Raw genomic sequence first — 23,172 nt, 5'->3', positions numbered from 1 at the left:
CAGGCATTGCTCTTTCAGAGAACGTCGTCGCCTCAAGACTAAGGTCTCTGGTCCCGACGCGGTTTCTCCAAATTCGCATAGCAGGGCACAACTTCCGATTCCGATAATCCTGGGAACCCTCGACTACCGGGTTTGAGGCGCAGTGGAACGGGAACCCGGCAGACGCCGGCCAGTTCTACAACGTGGTCGAACAGACCCGGATCATGAAGTCTCTGATGCCGATCGCGCGCCTGCTGGACGTGGCCCGCACCGAATGGGGCGCGCAGGCGCCGATCGCCGGATTCTCGCTGTACAACCCCGGCGACGCCGCGGCGGTGATCGAGATCCGCCAGGACGAGGGCCGGCGCCTGGCCTACGACCCGCCGGTGCTGCTGCTGGACGCCCGCAACCGGCAGATCCTGGCGCGCAGCGGCAGCCCCGCCGCCGCAACGCAGACCCGCAGCACGCTGTACGGCCTGCACCTGGCGCACTTCGCCGGGTCCGGACTGCGCTGGCTGTTCTTCGGTTCCGGCCTGCTCAGCTGCCTGATGGTGACCAGTGGCGTGATCCTGTGAGCGATCAAGGAGCGGCCCAAGCATGCCAAGGCAGGCCGGATCGGCGTCGGCCTGCGCCTGGTCGATGCGCTGAACATCGGCGCGGTGGCCGGATTGCCGATCGCCTTCGCCGCCTACTTCTGGGGCAAGCAGCTGATCCCGGTGTCTGCGGCCGAGCGCCCGGAGCAGGAAGCGGCAGTGTTCTTCCTCGCCTGGGCCGCGGCGTTGCTGGGCGCCTTCGTCTGGCCCGAACGCGCGATGTAGGCCTGGCAGTTGTACCTGGGCGCCGCGCTATTCGGGCTGCTGCCAGTGCTCAATGCGCTTTGGAGCTATACGGGGCGCAGCGGCGGCTGGCTACTGCTGGCCGCGGCGTTCGCCTGCTGCGTGACAGCGCCGGGCTGGAGCATCGGCCGGTGCTGTGGCTGGGCACGCTCAGCGCCAGCGCCGCGCTGCTGACCTACGGCCTGCTGCCGTACCGGCCGCGCGCCATCGTGCCGCTGGCGCTGGCGGCGCCGCCGTTGGGGCTGGCCGCGGCGCTGCTGTGCTGAGCCGATACGCTGCCCGGCCTGGCTACCGCGATACCGGCATTGCGATGCCCAATCCGCCGCCAGCGCATGCCGATCGGCGGATGCAGGTGCTGGCGGTCCGGCTCGGTGAAAAAGCTGAATCGCGTGGCCCCGGCTGTGCTGGAGATCGGGAACTACAGCCGCAGCGCGCCAATAGGCTGCTGGCTGCCCTCGCTCACTGGACGCCCTCCTCGCTCGCGCTTGCGGACGCGGTATCGCCCTGCGGCGTTGGCGATCGTTCTCCGGCCTGCCGCTGTTGTTGCGCGCGAAACTGCCCCAGCTCGGCAATACGCAAGGCCTCCGGAACGGCCTGCCGAAGGCCGCGGTGCTTGCCATGGCCCACGCGCTGGGCGTGGTAGATGCCGGTGTGGCCCGAGAACAGGTACGCGGTGACGCAACCGATCGCCGCCAGCGGGCCGATGTCGACGCCGAACAACTCCATGGCCATCAGCGTCGTGGCGATCGGCGTATTGGCGGCGCCGGAGAAAACGGCGACGAAGCCGATTCCGGCCAGCAGCGGGAACGGCAGGTGCAGCAGCGGCGCCAGCGCGTTGCCGAGGGTCGCGCCGATGTAGAACAGCGGCGTGACTTCCCCGCCCTTGAAGCCGGTCCCCAGCGAGGCCACGGTAAACGCCAGCTTGCCGAAGAAATCCCACGGCGCCATCGGCTGCTGGAAGGAACGCACGATGTCGGGAATGCCCAGACCGATGTAGCGGTAGCCATCGAGCGCCCACACCGCAATGGCGACCACGATGCCGCCCACGGCCGGCCGCAGCGGCGCATAGCCGATGCAACGTTTGACCAGCGCGCCGAGCCGGTGCGTGGCAGTGGCGAACAGCATGCCGACCAGGCCGAACACGATGCCCGCGGCGACCACCGCCAGCACGCTCGACACGCCGACTGGCACCACCTGACCCACCGCATAGTGCGTGTGATGAACGCCCCACGCCAGGCACGCCTGATCGGCGACGATCGCGGCGACGATGCACGGGAACAGCGCGTCGTAGCGCATGCGCCCGATCGCGAGCACTTCCAGGCCGAACACAGCGCCGGCCAACGGCGTTCCGAACACCGAGGCGAAGCCGGCGCTGATGCCGGCCATCAACAGGATGCGCCGGTCCTGACGCTGCATGCGCAACACGTGCGTGAGCTGGTCGGCCAGCGCCGCGCCCATCTGCACGGCGGTTCCCTCGCGACCGACCGATGCGCCGAACAGATGGGACACCACCGTTCCGCCCAGCACCAGCGGCACCATGCGCAAGGGCACGACCTTCCTGGGGTCGTGGATCTCGTCGATGATCAGGTTGTTGCCGCCATCGACGCCCTTGCCCAGCAGGTGATAGACCAGCCCGACGCCGAATCCGGCCGCGGGCAGCAGCCAGATGACCCAGCGGTGCGCTTCGCGCCAGGCCGTGGCGCGATCGAGGGAAAACAGGAAGAACGCGGAGGCGGTGCCTGCAAGCAGGCCAACCACACTGGCGATCAGCAGCCACTTGCCCAGATAAGGCAACAGTTCGAGTTGTTCGGGTCGGCGGAATATGCGCATCGGTCTAGTCTGCTCGAAGGGATCGGACTGACCGACAGCAAGGGAAGCGGACGCATGCGCCTACAGCCCCGACCGTGGTCAGGTGTCTGTAGGCGTCATCAACTGCGCCGTAGGGGCAGTGGTTGAAGGAGGAACGCCATCTCCTGTGAGCACATTATGGAACGCGGCCAGAAGCGTGTCCAGCCGCGAGCCGATGTGCCCTGCCCTGCAATTCGGCGGACGATCCAGCCGCAGCGGCGGCGACGTTGCGCAAAGCGCTGCGCAGGACGGTCCCCTGCGGCGCCGTCGATTACGGCGGTGGCTTGGCCTTGTCGGCCCGCGCCTGCTCACGCGCGGCGCGCAAACGGTCGAGCTTGTCCTTGAGCTTGATCTCCAGGCCGCGCTCCACCGGCCGGTAGTACACGCGCTCGCCCATCGCATCCGGAAACCCGGTCTGATCCAGGGCGATGCCGCCCTCGGCGTCGTGGTCGTACTGGTAATGCTCGCCGTAGCCGAGGTTCTTCATCAGCTTGGTCGGCGCGTTGCGCAGATGCAGCGGCACTTCCTGGGTGCCGCTCTCGCGCACCTCGGCCTTGGCCTGGTTGAACGCGGCGTAGCCGGCGTTGGACTTGGCGGTGCTGGCCAGGTACAGCACCAACTGCGCGAAGGCCAGCTCGCCTTCCGGGCTGCCCAGCCGCTCGTAAATGTCCCAGGCTTCCAGCGCCATCTGCTGCGCGCGCGGATCGGCCAGGCCGATGTCCTCGATCGCCATGCGGGTCAGGCGCCGCGCCAGGTAGGACGGGTCGCAGCCGCCGTCGAGCATGCGCGTAAGCCAGTACAGCGCCGCATCCGGATTGGAACTGCGCACCGACTTGTGCAGCGCAGAGATCTGGTCGTAGAACTGCTCGCCGCCCTTGTCGAAGCGGCGGGTGCGGTCGGCCAGCACCTGCAGCAGGGTCTGCGCGGTGATCTCGCCGTCCTCGCCCTGGGCCAGCTCGGCGGCGATCTCCAGCAGGGTCAGCGCGCGCCGCACGTCGCCGTCGGCGGCGCTGGCGATCTCCAGCAGCGCCGCGTCCGCGACCCGGATCGCCTCGCCGCCCAGGCCGCGCTCGCTATCGTGCAGCGCACGCTGCAGCGCCTCGACGATGTCCTGCGGCGACACCGATTCCAGCACGTGCACGCGGCAGCGCGACAACAGCGCCGAGTTCAGTTCGAACGACGGGTTCTCGGTGGTGGCGCCGACGAACACAATGGTGCCGCGCTCGATGTGCGGCAGGAACGCGTCCTGCTGCGCCTTGTTGAAGCGGTGCACCTCGTCCACGAACAGCACCGTGCGGCGCCCGTCGGCGAAGCGCTGCGCGGCGTCGGCCAGCACCAGCCGCACCTCCGGCAGCCCGGACAGTACCGCCGAGATCGCCTTGAATTCGGCCTCGGCATAGTGCGCCAGCAGCAGCGCCAGGGTGGTCTTGCCGCAACCCGGCGGCCCCCACAGGATCATCGAATGCACGCGCCCGGATTCAACCGCGCGGCGCAGCGCGCTGGCCGGCGCCAGCAGGCGTTTCTGCCCGACCATCTCCTCGAGCGTGCGCGGGCGCATGCGCTCGGCCAGCGGGCGCATCGCATCGCGATCCACGCTCAGCAGATCGGGGGTATCGGCGAGGAGTCTGCGCTTGGCCACCCGCCCATTCTATCGCCCAGCTGCGTGCAACGTGCGGCACTGCAGCCGGCGCCGGCGCTCGCGAGCGCTGGCGCAGCGGCCAGCCGCTGGCGTACATCCACTGCCGCACTGCCGGCGACCGTTCCGTTTTCAACACACCACTTCGCCAACCGGTCTTCGCGATCGACCGGGTCATGGGACTTTCTGCGCCACGCTGCCGCAAGCCCGGAGGCCACGGCTGGCCATCGCACGCCAAAGCGAAACCATAGAAGGCATCGCGAACGTGAAAATGTCATTGCGCGAATCATTCCTATGCCTAAGTTTCCACTGCGGCCGTATGGTGTTTCGGCCTGCCTGCCGGGCATGGCCGAAACCGTCTCGCATCCATCCGCCCCCTCGGCACGGCGGCAAACCCACAACAAGCTGGCCACTCCCGAGCCAAGCGCGTTCGAAGCCGAACTGATCGCAGCGCAGGATGCGCCCCTGACCTGGTCGGCCGCACTGTTGCAAAAGGCCGAGCGGAACAAGGCGGTTGCATTCACCCCGGTCAGCGCGGACAAACAGCGCTCATGGACCCTGCCCTGGCGCAAGGCAGGCGCGATCCTGGGACTGGACAGCGGCACGCCGCTGCCCCATCGCGAACTGCTTCGCTATGCGTCCTCCTCCGCCAGCCCTGCCGACAACGCGCAGCGCGCCGCGCCGCGCCAGCCCGAGGCTGACTCGCCACAGCCCGCTGACGCGCCGGATCTGAATGCGGCGTTGCTGTCGCACCTGGAGCACGCCAATGGCCGCCTCGCCACCGGCATCGCCCGGCGCCATGCCGGCGAACTGAAATACGCGCATACCCAGACCTTGCAGGCGGCGCGCGAGCGCTTGGCGTTGCTGGCGCGCCGCGCCGGCAACCTCGGCGACCGCATCGCCCGACTCAGCCAGCAACGCGACGACCTGCTGCGGCAGATGCAGCAGTGCGATGCGCAAGCGGACGCGGCGGCCGCCGCGCTGCTGGACCTGGAGCCGAAGATCGCGGCCACGCGCGACGCCCTGGCGGCCGCGCCCCGCCCCAGCCAGCCGCCGCGATCCGCGGCGCCGGCCGGATCGCCGTCGGCCGCGGCGCAGGCGGATGCCGCCATCGCCCAGGCGCGCGCGACGCTGGCCCGGCTCGAAGGCGAACTCGGCCGCGCACGCAGCAATGGCAACGCACTGGCCAAGGCGGTCTTCTTCGGCCGCGGCGGCGCGCAAGCCGAGGCGCTGGCGCAACAACTCGCGGACGCCAATGCCGAACTGGAAGCGCTGCAACACGCGCATGCGCAGGCACAGACACAGCTGCACTCCCTGCAACGAGGCGCGCAAGGCACGCCGGGCGCGGCAAACGCCTCCACGTCGGCATCCGCTGCTTGCGGCCCGGCAGACACGCAGACGCACCCCCTTCGCAACCAACTCGTGCAACACGAACGCATGCAGGCCTTGCAACGCGATCACGGCGCGCGTTGCCAGCGGCACAAGCGGCGGCTGCAGGACGAATTGCGGCGCGTGGACACGCAGTTGCAGCAGGCGCGGCAGTCGTCGCAGGTCACTACCAGCGAACTCTGGCAGCAGGACCGGACCGTGCAGGCGCTCGAGGAAGCGCAAGGCCGGATGGAACAGGCCGTGGTCCAGGTGGAGCAGGAGCTGTCCACGGCCGAAGCGCAGCACGCTGCGGCGCAGGCGGCATGCGCCAGCACCACCACTGACGCCGCCGAACGCCTGCTCGAGGCCCTGCCAGGCTTACATGCGCAGCCGCTGTGCGCCGCCGACCAGCAGACCTTGCGCACCTGGGCCGCCGCGGTGCAGGCGCGTGCCGCGGCGTTCGGCAGCGACGCATTGTCGCCGGCCGACGCCATTGGAATCGGCTTGCAGGCGCTGTCGATCGCCAGCAACGGCGACAGCGCGCAGGCCGCGCAGACCCTGCGCGCGCTGAGTGCGATCGGGTTGCGCGAGCTGGTGCCGGCGCCGGGGACCGAGACGCCGGCGTTGCCCGAGGCCGCCGCCGCCTGCGTCGGCTTGCTGGCTGGGGTGCCGCGCGGCATGCAGGTGCTTGCGCAGATGCTGCGGGCCGAGCAAACGGCGCCGTCCAGGGACCAGCGGGAGGCCGCGCAGGTCTATCTGCGCGCTGGCCAGTTGCATGCGCACACCGACGAGGCGCAGGACGCCCAGCGCACCTGGCTGGCCGCGGCCCAGGCCGGGGCGCAGCATGCACTGCATGGCGCATCGCCGAGCGACGGCTTGCAGGCGGCCACACAGATGCAACGCAGCGCGTTCCACGCCTTGCGCAACGGCTATGAGAGCACTGCCGACGGCTCGCCCTATACGCAGGTCAACGCCAGCCTGCAGATGTTCGCGCAATGGGCACGTGCCGGCAGCGCGAGCGCACCGCGCGGCCAACTCAACCCCTTGCATGCGCTGCACCTGGGAACCCGGGTGGGCGCTGCCGAAGCGCTGCCCACCCCGGCGCGGCGCGCCGGCGAGGAACTGCGCAAGGCGGCGGCGCACCTGACCGCCTGGCTGAGCGAACGCCGCCATGCCCAGCGGGCGGCTGGGCAGATGCCGGCCCCGCAGGAGCTGGCGCTGCAGGCGCTTGCCGAATGCGTGCACTGGAGCCCGGCCGAACAAGATCTGACCCGGCTCGCCTTCACCCCCAGACTGCTGCGCGACATCGAGCGGCGCGCACGGGATCTGCAAGACCACGCTGCGCGGTCGGCGGGCACCGACCCGGCTGGACCCACGGCCGCATGCCATCCTGCGGTCGCGGCCGCCTGGAGCGCCTTGCACGCTGGCGGCATGCGCCTGCCGGACATGATGCGCCTGCTCCAGCGCGGCCTGCTCGACCACCGCGAGCAGGCCGACGCAGGCGCCGGCGAGGACACGCTGGAATCGGCCGAACGGCAACGTTTCCATCAGGCCGTCGCCAGCGCCAGCCGTCTGCTGCACGATGGCGACAGCGCCCGCGTCCGATCGCCAGAGGCCTTGTTCGATGCGCTGCGCGACCTGCTCGGCCATCTGGCATGGCGCGACAAGCTGCGCATCACCGAACAACGCGTGCTCGGCCTCAACGCAGCGCCGCTGTCGGCCGCGCTGGCGGTGATCCCCGCCGGGCTCGGCCTGAAGCTGGCGCTGGGCGGACAGGCCAGCACCGAGGCGTCGGTGGAAATCTACATGGGACGCACCGGCCTATCGCTGCAGATCGGGCGACAGGCGACGCGGCAGCTGCAGGCCGCGGCGGGAATCAGCGGCGGTTTGCTGCTGCCAGGCACCGACGCCGCGCCGGTGGGCCTGGGCGCAACCGCCGACTGGCGCCTGAAGATGGAGTCGAGTCTAGAAAATGGCGTGCAGATCCGCGTGCCACGGCGCGGCAAAGGCCACGAACTGGAGCAGCGCGCGCAATTCCTGGCCATGTTCGAGCATCTGTTGCGCCTGGCCGGCGAACCCGACAGCGACGGCGTGCCGCTTGCGCAACGCGACCTGCTGGGAGCATTGCTGGCGGAGCATCCCAGCATCACCGTCGGTGTGATCGACGCTGCCCAGCGCACCTCGTCGAGCACCGAATCCAGCATCGCCGCCACCGCCGGTGTGCGCGTGGGGGAGCTGGACGGTCGGCCGCGACGCGCCACGCTCGGCGCGTCCGTGGGGGTCAAGGCGCGCCGCGAAAGCGCCAGCTCGCAGACCCCGATCGCCGGCTATATGAACATGCTGCTGAAGGATTCGACCGCGCAGTCCAGGGTCGATCTGGCCGCGCGCGCTTCGGCCAGCGTGGTCGCCCAGCAGTGGCATCGCCCCGCCGTGGCGGATGCCGCGCCCACGCCGGTGGCGCGGCTGTCCACCGGCACGCTCGAGCTGGGTTTCAGCAAGGAACTGCATTCGGCCGGCAGCACCACGTTCACCACGCTGTGGATGTTCAACAACGAAATCGATCCGGTGCGCACCGACCGCGGGTTCGAGTTCCAGAGCTTCGCTCAGTTCGAACGCGATGTGCGCCGCAACTGGCCGCTATGGACCAATTACGGGGTCGCCAAGCTGCGCGGCAAGGTCGACGAACAGCGCCTTTACCTGGTGGCCGAGCGCCAGCTGGAAGACTTCATGGACCGAGTGCGCGTGCATATGCGCGACAACCGCTTCGCCTCGCTGATCGTGGACTGGGTGTTGCAGCCCGAGGCCGCGCCGCGCCTGGACGCGCTGCGCGCGCAGAGCCAGCTGCTGCGCATGGCCGGGCGCGAGGCGGAGGCGGCGCAGGCCGAGCGCGACTTCGACGCGCTGCTGAGCCAGCCCGCGATCTGGGAACCCACCATGCTGATCCTGCGCGAGAAGGGCAAGCGCCAGCGCGAGCGCGGCATCGACTTCTTCGTCAAACGCCAGACCAACCAGATGGCCGAAGCGATGCGCACGGTCGGCCAATGGACGCCTTACGAACCGGTGCCGTGAACGCGCCGGCCTGGCGCCGGCAGACCAGCCCTGCCCTGCCGCAACCCAGGCCCGCCCGGCGCCTCAGCGGTCGCCGACCACGTCCACGTCCTTGTCCGGCACGTAGCGGAAGGTGCCGGCGGCGAAGGCCGGGTTGCGCTTCCAGCCGCTGAAGCTGATCTCGGTGCGCTGGCCGACCGCGTCCACCACCTCCATCCGCGCCAGGCCGCCGCCGTCGAAGCCGAGCTTGGCGATCTGGAAGCTGGCCTCGGTGTCCACCTTCGGCGTCATCGACAGCCACTGCAGGCCGTCGCGCGCCACCGCTTCCTCGCTGACGTCGTACTGGCGGTCCAGCTTGCCCGGGTCGATCAGCGCGGTCAGCGGGCTGTTCTGTTCCTCGGCGCCCTGGGTGCGCACCGTGGCCTGCTTCAGGTCCGGATCGTAGACCCAGACCTTGGCGCCGTCGGCGACGATCAGCTGCGTATAGGGCTTGCGGTATTCCCAGCGGAACAGGCGCGGCGCCGACAGCGCGACGCGGCCGCTGGCGGTTTCCTTCAGCGCGCCCTTGCCGTCGTAGACCTTCTGCGCGAACTGGCCGTCCAGGCCCTTGAGCCCGCGGGTGAAGGTGTTCAGGTCGTCGCGCGCGCCGGCGAAGGCGCTGCCGGCCAGCAGCGCGCTGGCGAGGACGGTATAGCGGAGTGTGCGAAGCATGCGGATGGAGTTCCGGATGGAGTGTGGGAAGTGTGCCGCGAACAAGCTGAATAGGCGATCAGACCTCGATGCGCTCAGTGCCCGGTCTGCATGCGGCCGAGGTCGCCGTACAGGATCTGGCCGCGGAAGCCGCGCCGCACCTGCTGGTACAGCTCGCGGAACGCGGCATAGTCCTGCGGCTGGCACAGCGCCTCGGGGCCGTGCACCGCACGCCGGTGCAGCGTATGCGTGGCGACCACGGTCTGCCCGTCGCGCACCCAGGTCGCGGCGTATTCGCCGGCGGCGTTGCGGAAATGGGTATCGGCCGGGATCGCGATGATCGGCACGCTGTCCGGGAAGGTCAGCCGGTAGGTCTCGCTGCGCGCGTTGTCGTTGCAGTAGAACGGGGTCAGGTTGCGCTCGGCCGAGGTGGTCGCATAGACCCCGCGCACCGAATCGGCGCCGGGCATCTGCGGCAGGGCCATGCCGCCGACCACGCCGAAGTCGACGTAGTCGCTGGCACGGAACCGGTAGGCGTAGCCGAACGGTCGGCTCAGGTCCTGCGGCGCGCCCTGCAGCTCCAGTTCGCCGCTGCCGTCGAAGCCGGACGCGGCCAGGATCGATTCCTCGATGCGGGTGCGGTTCTGAGTATTGAGCTGCACGAACATGGTGCGCAGGCCGATCTCGCCGATCTGGCCGCTGTCCAGCCGGGTGGTGCCGTGCAGGCTGCCGTCGGCGGCGAAGCGGTAGTCGGCCTCGGCCCGGTACAGGTTCAGCCGCGCGTCGTTGGGCGGGGTGCGCGCCACGCTGCCGTCCACGGTGTGCAGCACCGGCACGCCCAGATCGCCGGCCGGCAGCTGGCCGAAGCGCGCGTAGGGATTGGTCGAGTCCACGTACAGCTTGAACTCGGGCAGATAGGTGATGGCGTGGTTGAAGCGGCCGAGCACCGGCACGTCCGGCAGGGTCGGCCCGCCTTCGGCGCCGATCAGCACCGGCGTGCTGGCGATGCCCTTGGCCGCCAGCAGCGCTTCCAGCACCACGGTGTGGTCCTTGCAGTCGCCGTAGTGGTTGTCGAGGATGCTGTCGGCGCTGTTCGGCTGCAGCCCGCCGTTGCCCAGGTACACCGCCACGTAGCGGATATTGCGCGCCACCCACTCGTACAGCGCCGCCGCCTGCGCGCGGCGCTCGCCGATGCCGGCGGTGATCTGCTCGGCGCGCGCGCGCACCTTCGGCGTCACCTGCGCGGCGACGCCGCTGCTGCGCTGGTAGGCCTGGCCCATCTGCGACCAGCGGCGGAAGCTGCTGGCCATGATGGTCGGACTGAACTCCCAGGTCGCCGCCGCCCAGTTCTGGCTCTTCATCGGCTCGCGGCGCTGGTAGCGCCATTCCCAGCGCGCCTGCGCGCCGTCGATCTTCGGCGTGTTGGCGCCGTCCACGCCGCGCGTGTACAGGTGCATCGGCATGCGCCGCGGCGCGACCAGGGTCACCGTGGCGTCGTCGTACTGGGAGAACACGCTGAAGGTCTCCCACAGGCTGAAGTAGCCGGGGAAGTACGGCACGGCCTGGGTGCGGCGCACCCGGTACACCAGCCGCGTGCCCGGCATCAGGTTGGGGAACACCACCACCTTGACCTTGCGGTCGGCGTACATCGCCGCCGAGGCGCTGGAATAGCTTTCCTGGGTGTAGATCTTGTCCGCCGGCACGTCGTGGCGCAGCCCGTCCGGGGTGATCGCGTAGGCGGCCAGCACCTCCAGCGTCTCCAGCTTCTCGCTATAGCTCAGCCGCACCTGGCTGAACTTGTCCACGCCGGCCTTGGTCTTCAGCAGCAACTCGTACTCGTCGGTCTCCACGCTGCTGGCGTCGTCGCGCACCTCGTAGTCGGCGCGGTAGCGCACGTAGCTGTAGTTGTTGGCGACTTCGGGCGTGGCCGCGGCCGGGCTGGCCGCCGCAGCGGCGGCTGGCGGTGGCGCGGCGGCAGCGGACCCGGCCATGGCCAGGACGGCGCACACCAGCAGGCGCAGGGGGCAGGCGGTTCGGGACATCGGCGACGGCAGCGGGCGGGAACGGCCGCCAGCATCGCATGCGGCGCGGCACCGGGCGGTTGGGATGCCCGGGAACCGGGGTGCGGGCCGCAGCGCGCGTCTCACTTGGGCGGCGGCGGCGCCAGCACGCTACGGTCGCCGTTGTGTTCGGGGGGGCTGACCACGCCGGCCGCCTCCATCGCCTCGATCAGCCGCGCGGCGCGGTTGTAGCCGATCTTCAGCCGCCGCTGCACGCCGGAGATCGACGCGCGGCGGGTCTCGGTGACGATGCGCAAGGCTTCGTCGTACAGCGGATCGGATTCGTCGCCGCCGCCGCCGCTGCTCTCCGGCAGGCCGGTGGCGCCGACCACGGTGCCGTCGCCCATGGTCTGCACCTCGTCGAGCACGCCCTCGATGTAGTCGGCCGGGCCGCTGGCCTTGAGGTGCTCGACCACGCGGTGCACTTCCTCGTCGCTGACGAAGGCGCCGTGCACGCGGTCGGGCATCGCCGTGCCCGGCGGCAGGTACAGCATGTCGCCGTGGCCGAGCAGGGTCTCGGCGCCGGATTGGTCGAGGATGGTGCGCGAATCGATCTTGGAGCTGACCTGGAACGCGATGCGGGTCGGGATGTTGGCCTTGATCAGGCCGGTGATCACGTCCACCGACGGGCGCTGGGTGGCCAGGATCAGGTGGATGCCGGCCGCACGCGCCTTCTGCGCCAGGCGCGCGATCAGCTCTTCGACCTTCTTGCCGACGATCATCATCATGTCGGCAAATTCGTCGATGAAGATGACGATGAACGGCAGCGTGTCCAGCGGCCGCGGCGCCTCGGCCAGGTCCGGGTTGGGCTTGAACAGCGGGTCCATCATCGGCTGCCCGGCGTCCTGCGCGTCCTTGACCTTCTTGTTGAAGCCGGCCAGGTTGCGCACCCCCACCGTGCTCATCAGCTTGTAGCGGCGCTCCATCTCCGCCACGCACCAGCGCAGGCCATTGGCGGCCTCCTTCATGTCGGTGACCACCGGCGCCAGCAGATGCGGGATGCCCTGGTAGACGCTCAGCTCGAGCATCTTCGGGTCGATCATCAGCATCCGCAGTTCCTTGGCCGAGGCCTTGTACAGCAGGCTCAGCACCATGGCGTTGACCGCCACCGACTTGCCCGAGCCGGTGGTGCCGGCGACCAGCAGGTGCGGCATGCGCGCCAGGTCGGCCACGGTCGGGCGGCCGGCGATGTCCTTGCCCAGGGCCAGGGTCAGCGGGCTGGGCGACTTGTCGTATTCCTTGGAGCGCAGCAGCTCGCTCAGGTAGATCATCTCGCGGCTGACGTTGGGGATCTCCAGGCCGACCACCGACTTGCCCGGGATCACGTCGACCACGCGCACCGACTTCACCGACAGGCCGCGCGCGATGTCCTTGTCCAGCGAACTGATCTGGCTGACCTTGATGCCCGGCGCCGGCTCGATCTCGAAACGGGTGATGACCGGCCCCGGATAGGCACCGACCACCTGCGCCTCGATGCGGAAGTCCTTCAGCTTGAACTCGATCTGCCGCGACAGGGTTTCCAGGGTTTCCTCGGAATAGCCCTTGGTCTGCGGCTTGGGGTCGTCGAGCAGGGCCAGCGGCGGGATGCCGGACTGGTCGCCGCCGGTGCCGTGGAACAGCGGGATCTGCTGCTCGCGCTTGGCGCGCTCGCTCTTCTCCACCACCGGCGCCGGCGGCGGCTCGATTTTGACCGGCTCGCGCTTGGCGCGCTGCACCGCATCGACCTTGCGCACTTCCTCGCGTTCCTCGCGCATGGCGCGGGTCTGCTGCCATTCGTTGGCCTGCTGGCTGCCGCGCCGCGCCAGCGTCGGCAGGGTCATCATCGCGCGGCCGATGCGCTCCATCACCGCGAACCAGGACAGGCCGGTGGCCAGGGTGATCGACACCAGCAGCAGCACCAGCACGAACAGGTTGGCGCCCAGCGCGCCGAAGCCGGCGGTCAGCGAGCTGCCGACCAGCTTGCCGAGGATGCCGCCGGCGCCGGCCACGTCGCCGCTGAACAGGCGCAGGTGCAGCAGCCCGGTGCCGGCGATCAGGAAACCGACGATGCCGACCAGGCGCAGCGCCGGGCCCAGGTCGGCCTCGCCGTCGCCATCGCTGTCCATGCCGAACAGTGCGATCCAGGAGATCGCGCCGATCACCACCGGCAGCAGGAATGCCACGTAGCCGAACAGCTGCAGCAGCACGTCGGCGATCCAGGCGCCGAACTTGCCGCCCATGTTGTGCACCGGCGCGACCACGCTGCCGGTATGCGACCAGCCCGGATCGGTCGCCGAATAGGTGGCCAGACTGGCCAGCAGGTACAGCAGCAGCGGCGCGATCGCGATCAGCGCCAGGTCGCGCCACAGTTTCTGCCGGCGCGGATTGGCCGCGGCGGCCTGCTTGCGTGCGGCCGCGTTGGCGCCCTGGGATTTGCCGCGTTCCGGAACCTGCTTCGCCACGCTATGACCAGACCTTAGAAATACACCGTTAGTGATTGATAATAAACGAATCGGCCTGGCATTTCAGCAGTCGTAACCTGAATCGTCCCGCGGCGCTTGCGGCAACGCCCGGCACCCCGCGGCGGCAGGCACACACGGCGTTGGCACGGTGACAGGCGGGCCGCAGGCTGCGGCGTTCTCGCCACGCGGCTTGATTCATCCCAGGCCGGCCGCCACTCTATGCGACTTCGCCGGACACCGCGCAATGCCGCGCATCCGCCGCCATTTCAACCTCTTCGCGAGTATACATGAGCCCCCCTGCCCCCCCTTCCGCCAAGCATTCGCGCCTGCTGATCCTGGGTTCTGGCCCGGCCGGCTGGACCGCCGCGGTGTACGCCGCGCGCGCCAATCTCAAGCCGCTGGTGATCACCGGCCTGCAGCAGGGCGGCCAGCTGATGACCACCACCGAGGTCGACAACTGGCCCGGCGACGCCCATGGCCTGCTGGGACCGGACCTGATGGCGCGGATGCAGGCGCATGCCGAGCGCTTCGAGACCGAGGTGATCTTCGACCACATCCATACCGCCGACCTGTCGCAGCGCCCGTTCAGGCTCAGCGGCGACAGCGCCGAGTACACCTGCGACGCGCTGGTCATCGCCACCGGCGCCACCGCCAAGTATCTGGGCATCCCCTCGGAAGAGGCGTTCAAGGGCCGCGGTGTGTCCGCCTGCGCCACCTGCGACGGCTTCTTCTACAAGGACCAGGACGTGGTCGTGGTCGGCGGCGGCAACACCGCGGTGGAAGAAGCGCTGTACCTGTCCAACATCGCCCGCAAGGTCTACCTGGTGCACCGCCGCGACACCTTGCGCGCCGAGAAGATCATGCAGGACAAGCTGTTCGCCAAGGTCGTCGCCGGCAAGATCGAGACCGTCTGGCACCACGCCATCGACGAAGTGCTGGGCAACGAGGCCGGCGTCACCGGGGTGCGGGTCAAGTCCACCCAGGACGGCAGCACCCGTGAGATCGCCGCGCACGGGTTCTTCGTGGCCATCGGCCACCACCCCAACACGCAGCTGTTCGACGGCCAGCTGGCGATGAACAACGGCTACCTGGAGATCCGCTCCGGGCTGGGCGGCGCGGCCACCGAGACCTCGGTGCCGGGCGTGTTCGCCGCCGGCGACGTCGCCGACCAGCACTACCGGCAGGCGATCACCTCGGCCGGCTTCGGCTGCATGGCCGCACTGGATGCCGAACGCTATCTGGACAAGGGTGCCTGAGCACGCCGCCACGCGCGCGCTGACGGCGTCCACCACGCGCGCGCGGGTGCGGGCATGAGCAGCGTGCGCTGGCTGCACCGGCTCGACGAGGTCGCAGCCGCCGACTGGGACGCGCTGCACGACGGCGGCAACCCGTTCGTCGCCCACGCGTTCCTGTCCGGCCTGGAACGGCACGGCTGCCTGCGCCCGGACTGGGGCTGGACGCCGCTGCACCTGACCCTGTGGGACGGCGACACGCTGGTCGCCGCCGCGCCGGGCTACCTGAAGACCAACTCGCACGGCGAATTCGTGTTCGACCATGCCTGGGCGCATGCCTACGCGCGCTACGGCCAGGACTACTTCCCGAAGTGGCTGTGCGCAGTGCCGTATTCGCCGGTGACCGGGCCGCGGCTGCTGGCGCGCGACACGGCCCGGCGCCAGGCGCTACTGGCCGCGATGCAGGCGCTGACCGCGGCCAGCGGGTTGTCCTCGGCACACGTCAACTTCCACAGCGCCGCGGAAGACGCCGCGTTCGGCGACGACTGGCTGGCGCGCAGCGACGTGCAGTACCAGTGGCACAACGAGGCAGGCTGGACCGATTTCGATGCCTACCTGGCGGCGATGGACCACAAACGGCGCAAGAACATCCGCCAGGAGCGGGCCAAGGTGCAGCGCGCCGGCATCGGTTTCCGCGTCCTGCATGGCGACGAGGCCAGCGCCGCCGACCTGCAGGCGATGTACGCGTTCTACCTGCGCACCTTCGACGACTACGGCAATTCGCCGGCGCTGACGCTGGAGTTCTTCTCGCACATTGCACAAGAAATGCCGCGTAACTTCCTGATATTCCTAGCCACGCTGGATGAAACGCCCGTGGCCGGAGCGCTCTGCCTGCGCGGCGGCGACACCTTGTATGGCCGCTACTGGGGCGGCGCCACCCTGCCCGGCCTGCATTTCGAGACCTGCTACTACCAGGGCATCGACTACTGCCTGCGCGAAGGCCTGACCCGGTTCGAGCCCGGCGCGCAGGGCGAGCACAAGATCGCCCGCGGCTTCCTGCCGCGGCTGGTGCGCAGCCGCCACTGGATCGCCGACCCCGGCTTCCGCGCGCCATTGGCCGACTGGTGCGCGGAGGAGACCGCCGCGGTGCGCCAGCATGCGGCGACCCTGCTGCGGCACTCGCCGTTCCGCCACGACTGAGCCGCCCGCCCGATCGGCTACGCTGCGCCGATGCGCCGTCTCCCTGCCCTGCTTGCCGCCGATCCGGCCGCCCCGTTCCCGCCCGCGGCGAGCGCGCTGCGCGAACCGGACGGCCTGCTCGCGATCGGCGGCGATCTGACCCCGACGCGCCTGCTCAATGCCTACGCGCACGGCATCTTCCCGTGGTACTCGGACGGCGATCCGATCCTGTGGTGGAGCCCGGACCCGCGCACCGTGTTCCGCAGCGACGCAGTGCGACTGTCCTCGCGCTTCCGCCGCGCGCTGCGCCACTCGCCGTGGCGGGTGCGCGCCGACACCGCGTTCGCGCAGGTGATCGCCGCCTGCGCGCAGGCGCCGCGGCGCGGCCAGGACGGCACCTGGATCACCGCCGAGATGACGGCCGCCTACGTCGCCCTGCACCGCGCCGGACACGCGCACTCGGTGGAGGTGTTCGACGGCGAGGAGCTGGTCGGCGGCATCTACGGGGTGGCGCGCGGGCGCATGTTCTTCGGCGAGAGCATGTTCAGCGCGCGCAGCGGCGGCTCCAAGGTGGCGCTGGCGGCATTGGCCAGGCGCCTGCACGGCTGGGGCTGGCCGCTGATCGATGCCCAGGTCGAAAACGACCACCTGCTGAGCCTCGGCGCGCAGCGCTGGCCGCGCGCCGCGTTCCTCGCTGCGATCGCCGCGCTGGTGGCCGAGCCCGGCCTGACCGGCCCGTGGACGCCGCGTTTCGGCGAACTGGCCGCCGCGGAACTGGCCTTGCCCTGAGCGGCTTTAACGCAAACTTTGCATGCTGCGGCCGAGGCGGGTAAAATCCTCGCTCTTCAGGCCTTTGTGGCCGTTCGCGAAATCGCACAGGATTACATGTCGAAAGACGACTCCATCGAATTCGAAGGCACCGTCAGCGAGACGTTGCCCAATACCACCTTCCGGGTCAAGCTGGAAAACGGGCACGAGATCATCGCCCACATCTCCGGACGCATGCGCAAGAACTACATCCGCATCCTGACCGGCGACCGGGTGAAGGTCGAAATGACCCCATACGACCTGACCAAGGGTCGCATCACCTACCGCATGAAGTGACCGCCTCGCCGCGGTTGTGAAAAAGGCAGCCCTCGGCCGCCTTCTCGTCTCATCGGTGACATCGCAAGGCGACTGCAGGTTCTGCAGCCGCCTTTTGTCGCGGCTGGCGTTCTAGGACGCCATCACTCGACGGTCGCCGGCAGCAGGCGCTCCGGCTCGGCCTGGGTCTCCACCACCAGTTCGCCGTCGCGCACGTCGATGGTGACGCGGCCACCGCCGACCAGCTTGCCGAACAGCAGTTCGTCCGCCAGCGGGCGCTTGACCTTGTCCTGGATCACCCGCGCCATCGGCCGCGCGCCCATCAGCGGGTCGAAGCCGTGCTGGGCCAGCCAGTCGCGCGCGGTCGGCGTGGCCGACAGCGACACGTGCTTTTCCTGCAGCAGCATCTCCAGTTCGATGATGAACTTGTCGACCACGCGCAAGATGTGGCTGAACGCCAGCGGCTGGAACTGCACCACCGCGTCCAGGCGGTTGCGGAATTCCGGGGTGAAGCTGCGGCGGATGGTTTCCATCGCGTCGGTGGAATGGTCCTGCTTGGTGAAACCGATCGAGCGCCGCGAGGCCTGGGTGGCGCCGGCATTGGTGGTCATCACCAGGATCACGTTCTTGAAGTTGGCCTCGCGCCCGTTGGTGTCGGTGAGCACGCCGCGGTCCATGACCTGCAGCAGGATGTTGAAGATGTCCGGATGCGCCTTCTCGACCTCGTCCAGCAGCAGCACGCAGTGCGGGGTCTTGACGATCTTCTCGGTCAGCAGGCCACCCTGGTCGAAACCGACGTAGCCCGGAGGCGCGCCGATCAGGCGGCTGATCGAATGCGACTCCATGTACTCGGACATGTCGAAGCGCACCAGCTCGATGCCCAGCTGCAGCGCCAGCTGCTTGGTCACCTCGGTCTTGCCGACGCCGGTGGGACCGGCGAACAGGAAGTTCCCGATCGGCTTCTCCGGATTGGCCAGGCCCGAACGCGCCAGCTTGATCGACGAGGCCAGCGTCTCGATCGCCGGATCCTGGCCGAAGATCACCATCTTCAGGTTGCGCTCCAGGTGCTGCAGCACGTCCTTGTCGGTGGCGCTGACCTGCTTGGCCGGGATCCGCGCCATCTTGGCGACGATGGTCTCGATTTCCTCGATGTCGATCAGCTCCTTGCGCACGCCTTGCGGCAGCAGCCGCTGGCGCGCGCCGGCCTCGTCCATCACGTCGATCGCCTTGTCCGGCAGCAGGCGGTCGCCGATGTGCTTCACCGACAGGTCCACCGCCGCCTGCAGCGCGTCGTCGGCGTAGGTCACGCCGTGGTGCGCCTCGTACTTGGGCTTCAGGCCCTGCAGGATCTCGAAGGTCTCGCCCACGGTCGGCTCGACGATGTCGATCTTCTGGAAGCGCCGTGCCAGCGCGCGATCCTTCTCGAAGATGCCGCGGTATTCCTGGAACGTGGTCGAGCCGATGCAGCGCAGATCGCCCGAGGCCAGTGCCGGCTTGATCAGGTTGGAGGCGTCCATGGTGCCGCCCGAGGCCGAGCCGGCACCGATGATGGTGTGGATCTCGTCGATGAACAGCACCGCGTTGGGCACCTTCTTCAGCGCGGTCAGCACGCCCTTCAGGCGCTTTTCGAAGTCGCCGCGGTACTTGGTGCCGGCGACCAGCGCGCCCAGGTCCAGCGAGTAGATGACCGCGTCGGCCAGCACCTCGGGCACGCTGCCCTCGACGATGCGCTTGGCCAGGCCCTCGGCGATCGCGGTCTTGCCGACGCCGGCCTCGCCCACGTACAGCGGGTTGTTCTTGCGCCGGCGGCACAACACCTGGATGGTGCGCTCGATCTCGTCGGCGCGGCCGACCAGCGGGTCGATGCGGCCATTGCGCGCCTGTTCGTTCAGATTGCTGGCGTATTCGGCCAGCGCGTCGCCTTTGGCTTCGCCGTCGCCCGCCTCGCCCTTGGCCTCGCCGTCGGGCGGCGCCGGGGTCTCGCCTTCTTCGCCGAGCTTGGCGATGCCGTGCGACAGGTAGTTGACGATGTCGAGCCGGGTGATGTCCTGCTGATTCAGGAAATACACCGCATGCGAGTCCTTTTCGCCGAAGATCGCGACCAGCACGTTGGCGCCGGTGACTTCCTTCTTGCCCGAGGACTGCACGTGGTAGACCGCGCGCTGCAGGACCCGCTGGAAGCCCAGCGTGGGCTGCGTGTCGCGGCCGTCGTCTTCGGCCAGGCGCGACACCGAGGCTTCGATGGCCTGCTCCAGCTCGCTACGCAGGCGCTCGGTATCGGCGCCGCAGGCCTTCAGCACCGCCTGCGCCGAAGGATTGTCGAGCAAGGCCAACAACAGGTGTTCGACCGTCATGAACTCATGGCGGGCTTCCCGGGCGCGCTTGTAGCACTGGCCGATGGTTTGCTCGAGATCTTTGCTGAACATGGTTCACTCCGACGTCTGTTGCCAACAATATGCGGCTGGAGTTGCGAATTTCTACAACCCTATCGTATCACTGTGTTCAGACCGCGTTAGTCCGTGCAAACCGGTGACCGACGCTTACCACTATCAGGCTTTTTCCATCGTGCACAACAGGGGATGCTGGTTCATTCTGGAAAACTCGTTGACCTGAGCTACCTTGGATTCAGCCAACTCGCGGGTATACACCCCGCAGACGCCGCGGCCGCGGGTATGCACGTGCAGCATCACCTGCGTGGCCTTCTCCAGGTCCAGCGAGAAAAACTGCTGCAACACGGTCACCACGAAGTCCATCGGGGTGTAGTCGTCGTTCAGCAACAGCACTTGGTACATCGGCGGGCGGGCGATCTCCGGCTTGCCGGTCTCCACCATTACGCCGTGATCGAGGTCTGAAGAATTCTTGCGAGGCATGCGCCGATTATATACGGCGGCTGTCGGCCCGGATTGGACGATCGCCGATCCTGCCCGCACAATTCCTCTTCTTTGATGGCGCAACGCATGCATTCGACGAATTTCCGCCCGGCCGCCCTGCTCGCCGCGCTCCTGCTGGCCGCGCTGCCAGCCGCCGCCGCGCCGGACCAGGCGCTGGGCAAGCGCCTGAAGGCGATGGGCTACGACGTCCAGGCCGATGCCGACGGCGACTACCAGTTGCTGTTCGGGCTGCGCGAGCAGGGCCGCGAGCGCCAGCAGCTGATCTACGTGCGCTCGCCAGTGGAGACCTTCGGTAGCCACCGGATCCGCGAGATCTGGTCGCCGGCCTACCAGGCCAAGGGCGACACCCTGCCCGCCGCGGTCGCCAACCGCCTGCTGGAAGACGCGCAGGCCGACATCCTCGGCGGCTGGGTGCGCCAGGGCGGCACCGCGGTATTCGTGGTCAAGGTCGCCGCCGATGCCGACGACAGCGCCTTGCGCGAGGCGCTGGAAGCGGCCGCGCGCGGCGCCGACGCGATGGATGCCGAACTCAACGCCGGCAAGGACGCGTTCTGATGGCGCTGGCCCCCGGCCCCTGGCAGCCCGACGTGACCGTGGCCACGGTGGTGGTGCGCGACGGGCGCCTGCTGCAGGTGGAGGAATCCATCGCCGGCGCGCTGGTGCTGAACCAGCCGGCCGGGCACCTGGAGCCGGACGAGAGCCTGCTGCAGGCGGCGCTGCGCGAGACGCTGGAGGAAACCGGCTGGCAGGTGCGGCTGACCGCGTTCATCGGCGCCTACCAGTGGAAGGCCGACAACGGCCGCCACTACCTGCGCTTCGCCTTCGCCGCCGATCCGCTCGCGCACGACCCGCAGCGGCCGCTGGACGACGGCATCGTGCGCGCCCTGTGGATGACCCCGGCCGAACTGCAGGCAGCCGCGCCGCGCTGGCGCAGCCCGCTGGTGTGGCAGGTGGCCGCCGATTTCCTTGCCGGCAAGCGTTATCCGCTGGACCTGGTGCGGCAACTGGCATGAACGGCGCGCGGATCATGGTCGGCGTCTCCGGCGGGGTCGATTCGTCGGTGGCGGCCTGGCAGCTGGTGCAGCAAGGCGCCGACGTGGCCGGCCTGTTCATGCAGAACTGGGCCGACGACGGGAGTGGAGACTGCCGCGCCGAGGACGACCGCCGCGACGCGGTGGCGGTGTGCGGCCTGCTCGGCATGCCGTTCCACTTCCGCGATTTCTCGCAGGAATACTGGCAAGGCGTGTTCGCCCACTTCCTGGCCGAGTACGCCGCCGGGCGCACCCCGAACCCGGACGTGCTGTGCAACCGCGAGGTCAAGTTCAAGCATTTCCTGGACGCGGCGCGCGAACTCGGCGCCGAGCGCATCGCCACCGGCCACTACGCCCGGGTTGCCTTCGCCGACGGCCGCTGGCGGCTGCTGCGCGGGCTGGACCGCAACAAGGACCAGAGCTATTTCCTGCACCAGCTCGGCCAGGCGCAACTGGCTGCGACCCTGTTCCCGGTCGGCGAGCTGCCCAAGGAACAGGTGCGGCGCATCGCCCGCGAGGCCGGCCTGCCGACCCATGCGAAGAAGGATTCCACCGGCATCTGCTTCATCGGCGAGCGCGACTTCCGCGAGTTCCTCGGCCGCTACCTGCCGGCGCGGCGCGGCGAAATCCGCGACCCGCAGGAACAGGTCGTGGCCGAGCACCCGGGCGTGTTCTACTTCACCCTGGGCCAGCGCGAGGGCCTGAACATCGGCGGCGTGCGCGGCCGCGCGGCGGCGCCGTGGTACGTGGTCGGCAAGGACGTGGCGCGCAACGTGCTGTACGTGGACCAGGACCGCGACAGCCCGCATCTGCTGTCCACGCAGCTGCAGTCCGAAGCCGCGCACTGGATCGCCGGGTCGGCGCCGGCGCGGCGCTTCGACTGCACCGCGCAGACCCGTTACCGCCAGGCCGACGAGCCGTGCATGGTCGAGGTGGCCGACGACGGCACCCTGGCGGTGCGCTTCGCCCGCCCGCAGCGCGCCGTGACCCCCGGCCAGTCGCTGGTGCTGTACCAGGGCGACGAGTGCCTGGGCGGCGCCGTGATCGCCACCACCGATGCCCCGCTGCAACGCCGTCTGGCGCAGCGCCCCGCTTCACTAGAGGAAACCACCCGATGACCGATTCCATGGATGCGCGCGTGCTGGCGCTGGCCGGCGTCGCCCAGGCCCTGCAGCAGGTGCGGCGCATCGCCGAGACCGGGCAGTCCGAGGCGTCGCTGGTGCGGACCCTGCTCGACAGCGTGTTCCGCACCGATGCCGACACGCCGCAGGCGGTCTACGGCCAGGTCGGCGACGTCGCGCCCGGGCTGCGCCTGCTACACAACTATTTCCGCAACCAGGGCCAGGACGAGGTGCTGCCGCGGCTGGCGCTGGCGGTGATGCAACTGGAGCGGCGCTTCGTGCGCGACACCGAGACCGGCGCCAAGGTCAGCGTCGGCATCGCCCGGATCGCGCCGCTGCTGGCCGAGCACGCCGACAGCGCGCATCCGGAGGTGATCGGCGCGCTCGGCCAGCTGTATGCCGATACCATCAGCCACCTGCGCCCGCGGGTGATGGTGCAGGGCAATCCGCATTACCTGGGCCAGGCCGGGGTGGTGGCGGAGATCCGCGCGCTGCTGCTGGCCGCGGTGCGCTCGGCGGTGCTGTGGCGGCAGATGGGCGGCAGCCTGTGGGATTTCCTGCTGGCCAAGCGGCGTATGATCGACGCGGTAGACCGCGCGCTGGGCTGAGCGCGGCGCTGGCGCTGCCGGCACGGGCTCGATGCAGCGCACGTTTCGCCGCGCGGACGCGATCGGCACCACACCGCTGCTAAAGACCGAGGGGGTACGGCCGATACAGCAATCGTGAATC

General features: G+C 69.3%; 19 protein-coding genes and 1 riboswitch. Of the genes, 12 read left to right on the top strand and 7 right to left on the bottom strand.

From position 1 onward, the window contains the following. The first annotated feature begins 203 nt into the window (after nucleotides 1–203). The 3 genes from KHF85_RS20635 to KHF85_RS10130 all read left to right on the top strand — a co-directional run bounded on the left by KHF85_RS20635 (nucleotide 204) and on the right by KHF85_RS10130 (nucleotide 1,081). Complete coding sequence (locus KHF85_RS20635; RefSeq protein WP_409976688.1) at nucleotides 204–554, top strand: PepSY domain-containing protein; 351 nt, start codon at nucleotides 204–206, stop codon at nucleotides 552–554. An 84-nt stretch (nucleotides 555–638) separates the two neighbouring features. After that, complete coding sequence (locus KHF85_RS20630; RefSeq protein ID WP_409976687.1) at nucleotides 639–797, top strand: hypothetical protein; 159 nt, start codon at nucleotides 639–641, stop codon at nucleotides 795–797. 149 nt (nucleotides 798–946) lie between these two features. Then, on the top strand, nucleotides 947–1,081 hold the full coding sequence (locus tag KHF85_RS10130; protein WP_409976686.1) for a hypothetical protein: 135 nt from the start codon (nucleotides 947–949) through the stop codon (nucleotides 1,079–1,081). A 193-nt stretch (nucleotides 1,082–1,274) separates the two neighbouring features. On the opposite strand, the gene KHF85_RS10125 is transcribed toward KHF85_RS10130, so the two are convergent. After that, complete coding sequence (locus tag KHF85_RS10125) at nucleotides 1,275–2,645, bottom strand: voltage-gated chloride channel family protein (protein WP_284569447.1); 1,371 nt, start codon at nucleotides 2,643–2,645, stop codon at nucleotides 1,275–1,277. Nucleotides 2,646–2,727: 82 nt separating this feature from the next. Then, nucleotides 2,728–2,798, bottom strand: a riboswitch (Fluoride riboswitch). A gap of 136 nt (nucleotides 2,799–2,934) precedes the next feature. Next, entirely contained in the window at nucleotides 2,935–4,242 is a 1,308-nt protein-coding gene (locus KHF85_RS10120; protein ID WP_409976700.1) for a replication-associated recombination protein A, read from the bottom strand. 351 nt (nucleotides 4,243–4,593) lie between these two features. On the opposite strand from KHF85_RS10120, the gene xopZ reads away from it, so the two are divergent. Beyond that, nucleotides 4,594–8,736, top strand: a complete 4,143-nt coding sequence (gene xopZ, locus KHF85_RS10115) for a XopZ family type III secretion system effector (protein ID WP_284569445.1) — start codon at nucleotides 4,594–4,596, stop codon at nucleotides 8,734–8,736. A gap of 63 nt (nucleotides 8,737–8,799) precedes the next feature. Here xopZ and lolA read toward each other — a convergent pair whose 3' ends face one another. The 3 genes from lolA to KHF85_RS10100 all read right to left on the bottom strand — a co-directional run bounded on the left by lolA (nucleotide 8,800) and on the right by KHF85_RS10100 (nucleotide 13,906). After that, nucleotides 8,800–9,426, bottom strand: coding sequence for an outer membrane lipoprotein chaperone LolA (gene lolA, locus KHF85_RS10110; protein WP_185820125.1), 627 nt, complete (start codon nucleotides 9,424–9,426; stop codon nucleotides 8,800–8,802). Nucleotides 9,427–9,500: 74 nt separating this feature from the next. Beyond that, nucleotides 9,501–11,447: a DUF3857 domain-containing transglutaminase family protein gene (locus KHF85_RS10105; RefSeq protein ID WP_284569444.1), complete on the bottom strand. Its 1,947-nt coding sequence runs from the start codon at nucleotides 11,445–11,447 to the stop codon at nucleotides 9,501–9,503. Nucleotides 11,448–11,548: 101 nt separating this feature from the next. Next, complete coding sequence (locus KHF85_RS10100) at nucleotides 11,549–13,906, bottom strand: DNA translocase FtsK (protein WP_284569443.1); 2,358 nt, start codon at nucleotides 13,904–13,906, stop codon at nucleotides 11,549–11,551. 287 nt (nucleotides 13,907–14,193) lie between these two features. Between KHF85_RS10100 and trxB the strand changes: the two genes are divergently transcribed. The 4 genes from trxB (at nucleotide 14,194) to infA (ending at nucleotide 17,421) form a co-directional block, all read left to right on the top strand. Then, nucleotides 14,194–15,162 carry a thioredoxin-disulfide reductase gene (trxB, locus tag KHF85_RS10095; RefSeq protein WP_284569442.1) on the top strand — a complete coding sequence of 323 codons (969 nt, stop codon included), beginning with the start codon at nucleotides 14,194–14,196 and terminating at the stop codon, nucleotides 15,160–15,162. Nucleotides 15,163–15,216: 54 nt separating this feature from the next. Continuing rightward, complete coding sequence (locus KHF85_RS10090; protein WP_284569441.1) at nucleotides 15,217–16,338, top strand: GNAT family N-acetyltransferase; 1,122 nt, start codon at nucleotides 15,217–15,219, stop codon at nucleotides 16,336–16,338. Between the two features lie 30 nt (nucleotides 16,339–16,368). Beyond that, nucleotides 16,369–17,106 carry a leucyl/phenylalanyl-tRNA--protein transferase gene (gene aat / locus KHF85_RS10085; RefSeq protein ID WP_284569440.1) on the top strand — a complete coding sequence of 246 codons (738 nt, stop codon included), beginning with the start codon at nucleotides 16,369–16,371 and terminating at the stop codon, nucleotides 17,104–17,106. A 96-nt stretch (nucleotides 17,107–17,202) separates the two neighbouring features. Then, nucleotides 17,203–17,421 carry a translation initiation factor IF-1 gene (gene infA, locus KHF85_RS10080; protein ID WP_004425677.1) on the top strand — a complete coding sequence of 73 codons (219 nt, stop codon included), beginning with the start codon at nucleotides 17,203–17,205 and terminating at the stop codon, nucleotides 17,419–17,421. Between the two features lie 122 nt (nucleotides 17,422–17,543). Here infA and clpA read toward each other — a convergent pair whose 3' ends face one another. Both clpA and clpS read right to left on the bottom strand, forming a co-directional pair. Then, on the bottom strand, nucleotides 17,544–19,826 hold the full coding sequence (gene clpA, locus KHF85_RS10075; protein ID WP_284569439.1) for an ATP-dependent Clp protease ATP-binding subunit ClpA: 2,283 nt from the start codon (nucleotides 19,824–19,826) through the stop codon (nucleotides 17,544–17,546). Between the two features lie 123 nt (nucleotides 19,827–19,949). Beyond that, nucleotides 19,950–20,270 (bottom strand): ATP-dependent Clp protease adapter ClpS, encoded by a 321-nt coding sequence (gene clpS / locus KHF85_RS10070; RefSeq protein ID WP_284569438.1) that lies wholly within the window; start codon nucleotides 20,268–20,270, stop codon nucleotides 19,950–19,952. 75 nt (nucleotides 20,271–20,345) lie between these two features. On the opposite strand from clpS, the gene KHF85_RS10065 reads away from it, so the two are divergent. Genes KHF85_RS10065 through hflD form a run of 4 tightly spaced genes read left to right on the top strand, consistent with a single transcriptional unit; the run spans nucleotide 20,346 to nucleotide 23,051 of the window. Next, nucleotides 20,346–20,846 (top strand): hypothetical protein, encoded by a 501-nt coding sequence (locus tag KHF85_RS10065; protein WP_064539926.1) that lies wholly within the window; start codon nucleotides 20,346–20,348, stop codon nucleotides 20,844–20,846. Further along, nucleotides 20,846–21,304: an NUDIX hydrolase gene (locus tag KHF85_RS10060; protein WP_004427239.1), complete on the top strand. Its 459-nt coding sequence runs from the start codon at nucleotides 20,846–20,848 to the stop codon at nucleotides 21,302–21,304. The genes KHF85_RS10065 and KHF85_RS10060 overlap by 1 nt, the downstream gene beginning before the upstream one ends. Further along, nucleotides 21,301–22,440: a tRNA 2-thiouridine(34) synthase MnmA gene (mnmA, locus tag KHF85_RS10055; protein WP_284569437.1), complete on the top strand. Its 1,140-nt coding sequence runs from the start codon at nucleotides 21,301–21,303 to the stop codon at nucleotides 22,438–22,440. The genes KHF85_RS10060 and mnmA overlap by 4 nt, the downstream gene beginning before the upstream one ends. Continuing rightward, nucleotides 22,437–23,051, top strand: a complete 615-nt coding sequence (gene hflD, locus KHF85_RS10050; protein ID WP_284569436.1) for a high frequency lysogenization protein HflD — start codon at nucleotides 22,437–22,439, stop codon at nucleotides 23,049–23,051. The genes mnmA and hflD overlap by 4 nt, the downstream gene beginning before the upstream one ends. The last annotated feature ends 121 nt before the right edge of the window (nucleotides 23,052–23,172 follow it).

It is taken from the genome of Xanthomonas graminis pv. graminis, from assembly GCF_030168915.1.
GTDB lineage: Bacteria > Pseudomonadota > Gammaproteobacteria > Xanthomonadales > Xanthomonadaceae > Xanthomonas_A > Xanthomonas_A translucens.
Note: the sequence above shows the minus strand (reverse complement) of the source record. Positions and strands in the feature narration are given on the sequence as shown.

Excerpts from the sequence above, each read along its gene's own strand:
- KHF85_RS20635 (WP_409976688.1), top strand. The coding sequence starts at position 204 with ATGAAGTCTCTGATGCCGATCGCGCGCCTGCTGGACGTGGCCCGCACC.
- KHF85_RS10125 (WP_284569447.1), bottom strand. The coding sequence starts at position 2,645 with ATGCGCATATTCCGCCGACCCGAACAACTCGAACTGTTGCCTTATCTG.
- KHF85_RS10120 (WP_409976700.1), bottom strand. The coding sequence starts at position 4,242 with ATGCGCCCGCTGGCCGAGCGCATGCGCCCGCGCACGCTCGAGGAGATG.
- xopZ (WP_284569445.1), top strand. The coding sequence starts at position 4,594 with ATGCCTAAGTTTCCACTGCGGCCGTATGGTGTTTCGGCCTGCCTGCCG.
- lolA (WP_185820125.1), bottom strand. The coding sequence starts at position 9,426 with ATGCTTCGCACACTCCGCTATACCGTCCTCGCCAGCGCGCTGCTGGCC.
- KHF85_RS10105 (WP_284569444.1), bottom strand. The coding sequence starts at position 11,447 with ATGTCCCGAACCGCCTGCCCCCTGCGCCTGCTGGTGTGCGCCGTCCTG.
- trxB (WP_284569442.1), top strand. The coding sequence starts at position 14,194 with ATGAGCCCCCCTGCCCCCCCTTCCGCCAAGCATTCGCGCCTGCTGATC.
- KHF85_RS10090 (WP_284569441.1), top strand. The coding sequence starts at position 15,217 with ATGAGCAGCGTGCGCTGGCTGCACCGGCTCGACGAGGTCGCAGCCGCC.
- aat (WP_284569440.1), top strand. The coding sequence starts at position 16,369 with ATGCGCCGTCTCCCTGCCCTGCTTGCCGCCGATCCGGCCGCCCCGTTC.
- infA (WP_004425677.1), top strand. The coding sequence starts at position 17,203 with ATGTCGAAAGACGACTCCATCGAATTCGAAGGCACCGTCAGCGAGACG.
- clpA (WP_284569439.1), bottom strand. The coding sequence starts at position 19,826 with ATGTTCAGCAAAGATCTCGAGCAAACCATCGGCCAGTGCTACAAGCGC.
- clpS (WP_284569438.1), bottom strand. The coding sequence starts at position 20,270 with ATGCCTCGCAAGAATTCTTCAGACCTCGATCACGGCGTAATGGTGGAG.
- KHF85_RS10065 (WP_064539926.1), top strand. The coding sequence starts at position 20,346 with ATGGCGCAACGCATGCATTCGACGAATTTCCGCCCGGCCGCCCTGCTC.
- KHF85_RS10060 (WP_004427239.1), top strand. The coding sequence starts at position 20,846 with ATGGCGCTGGCCCCCGGCCCCTGGCAGCCCGACGTGACCGTGGCCACG.
- mnmA (WP_284569437.1), top strand. The coding sequence starts at position 21,301 with ATGAACGGCGCGCGGATCATGGTCGGCGTCTCCGGCGGGGTCGATTCG.
- hflD (WP_284569436.1), top strand. The coding sequence starts at position 22,437 with ATGACCGATTCCATGGATGCGCGCGTGCTGGCGCTGGCCGGCGTCGCC.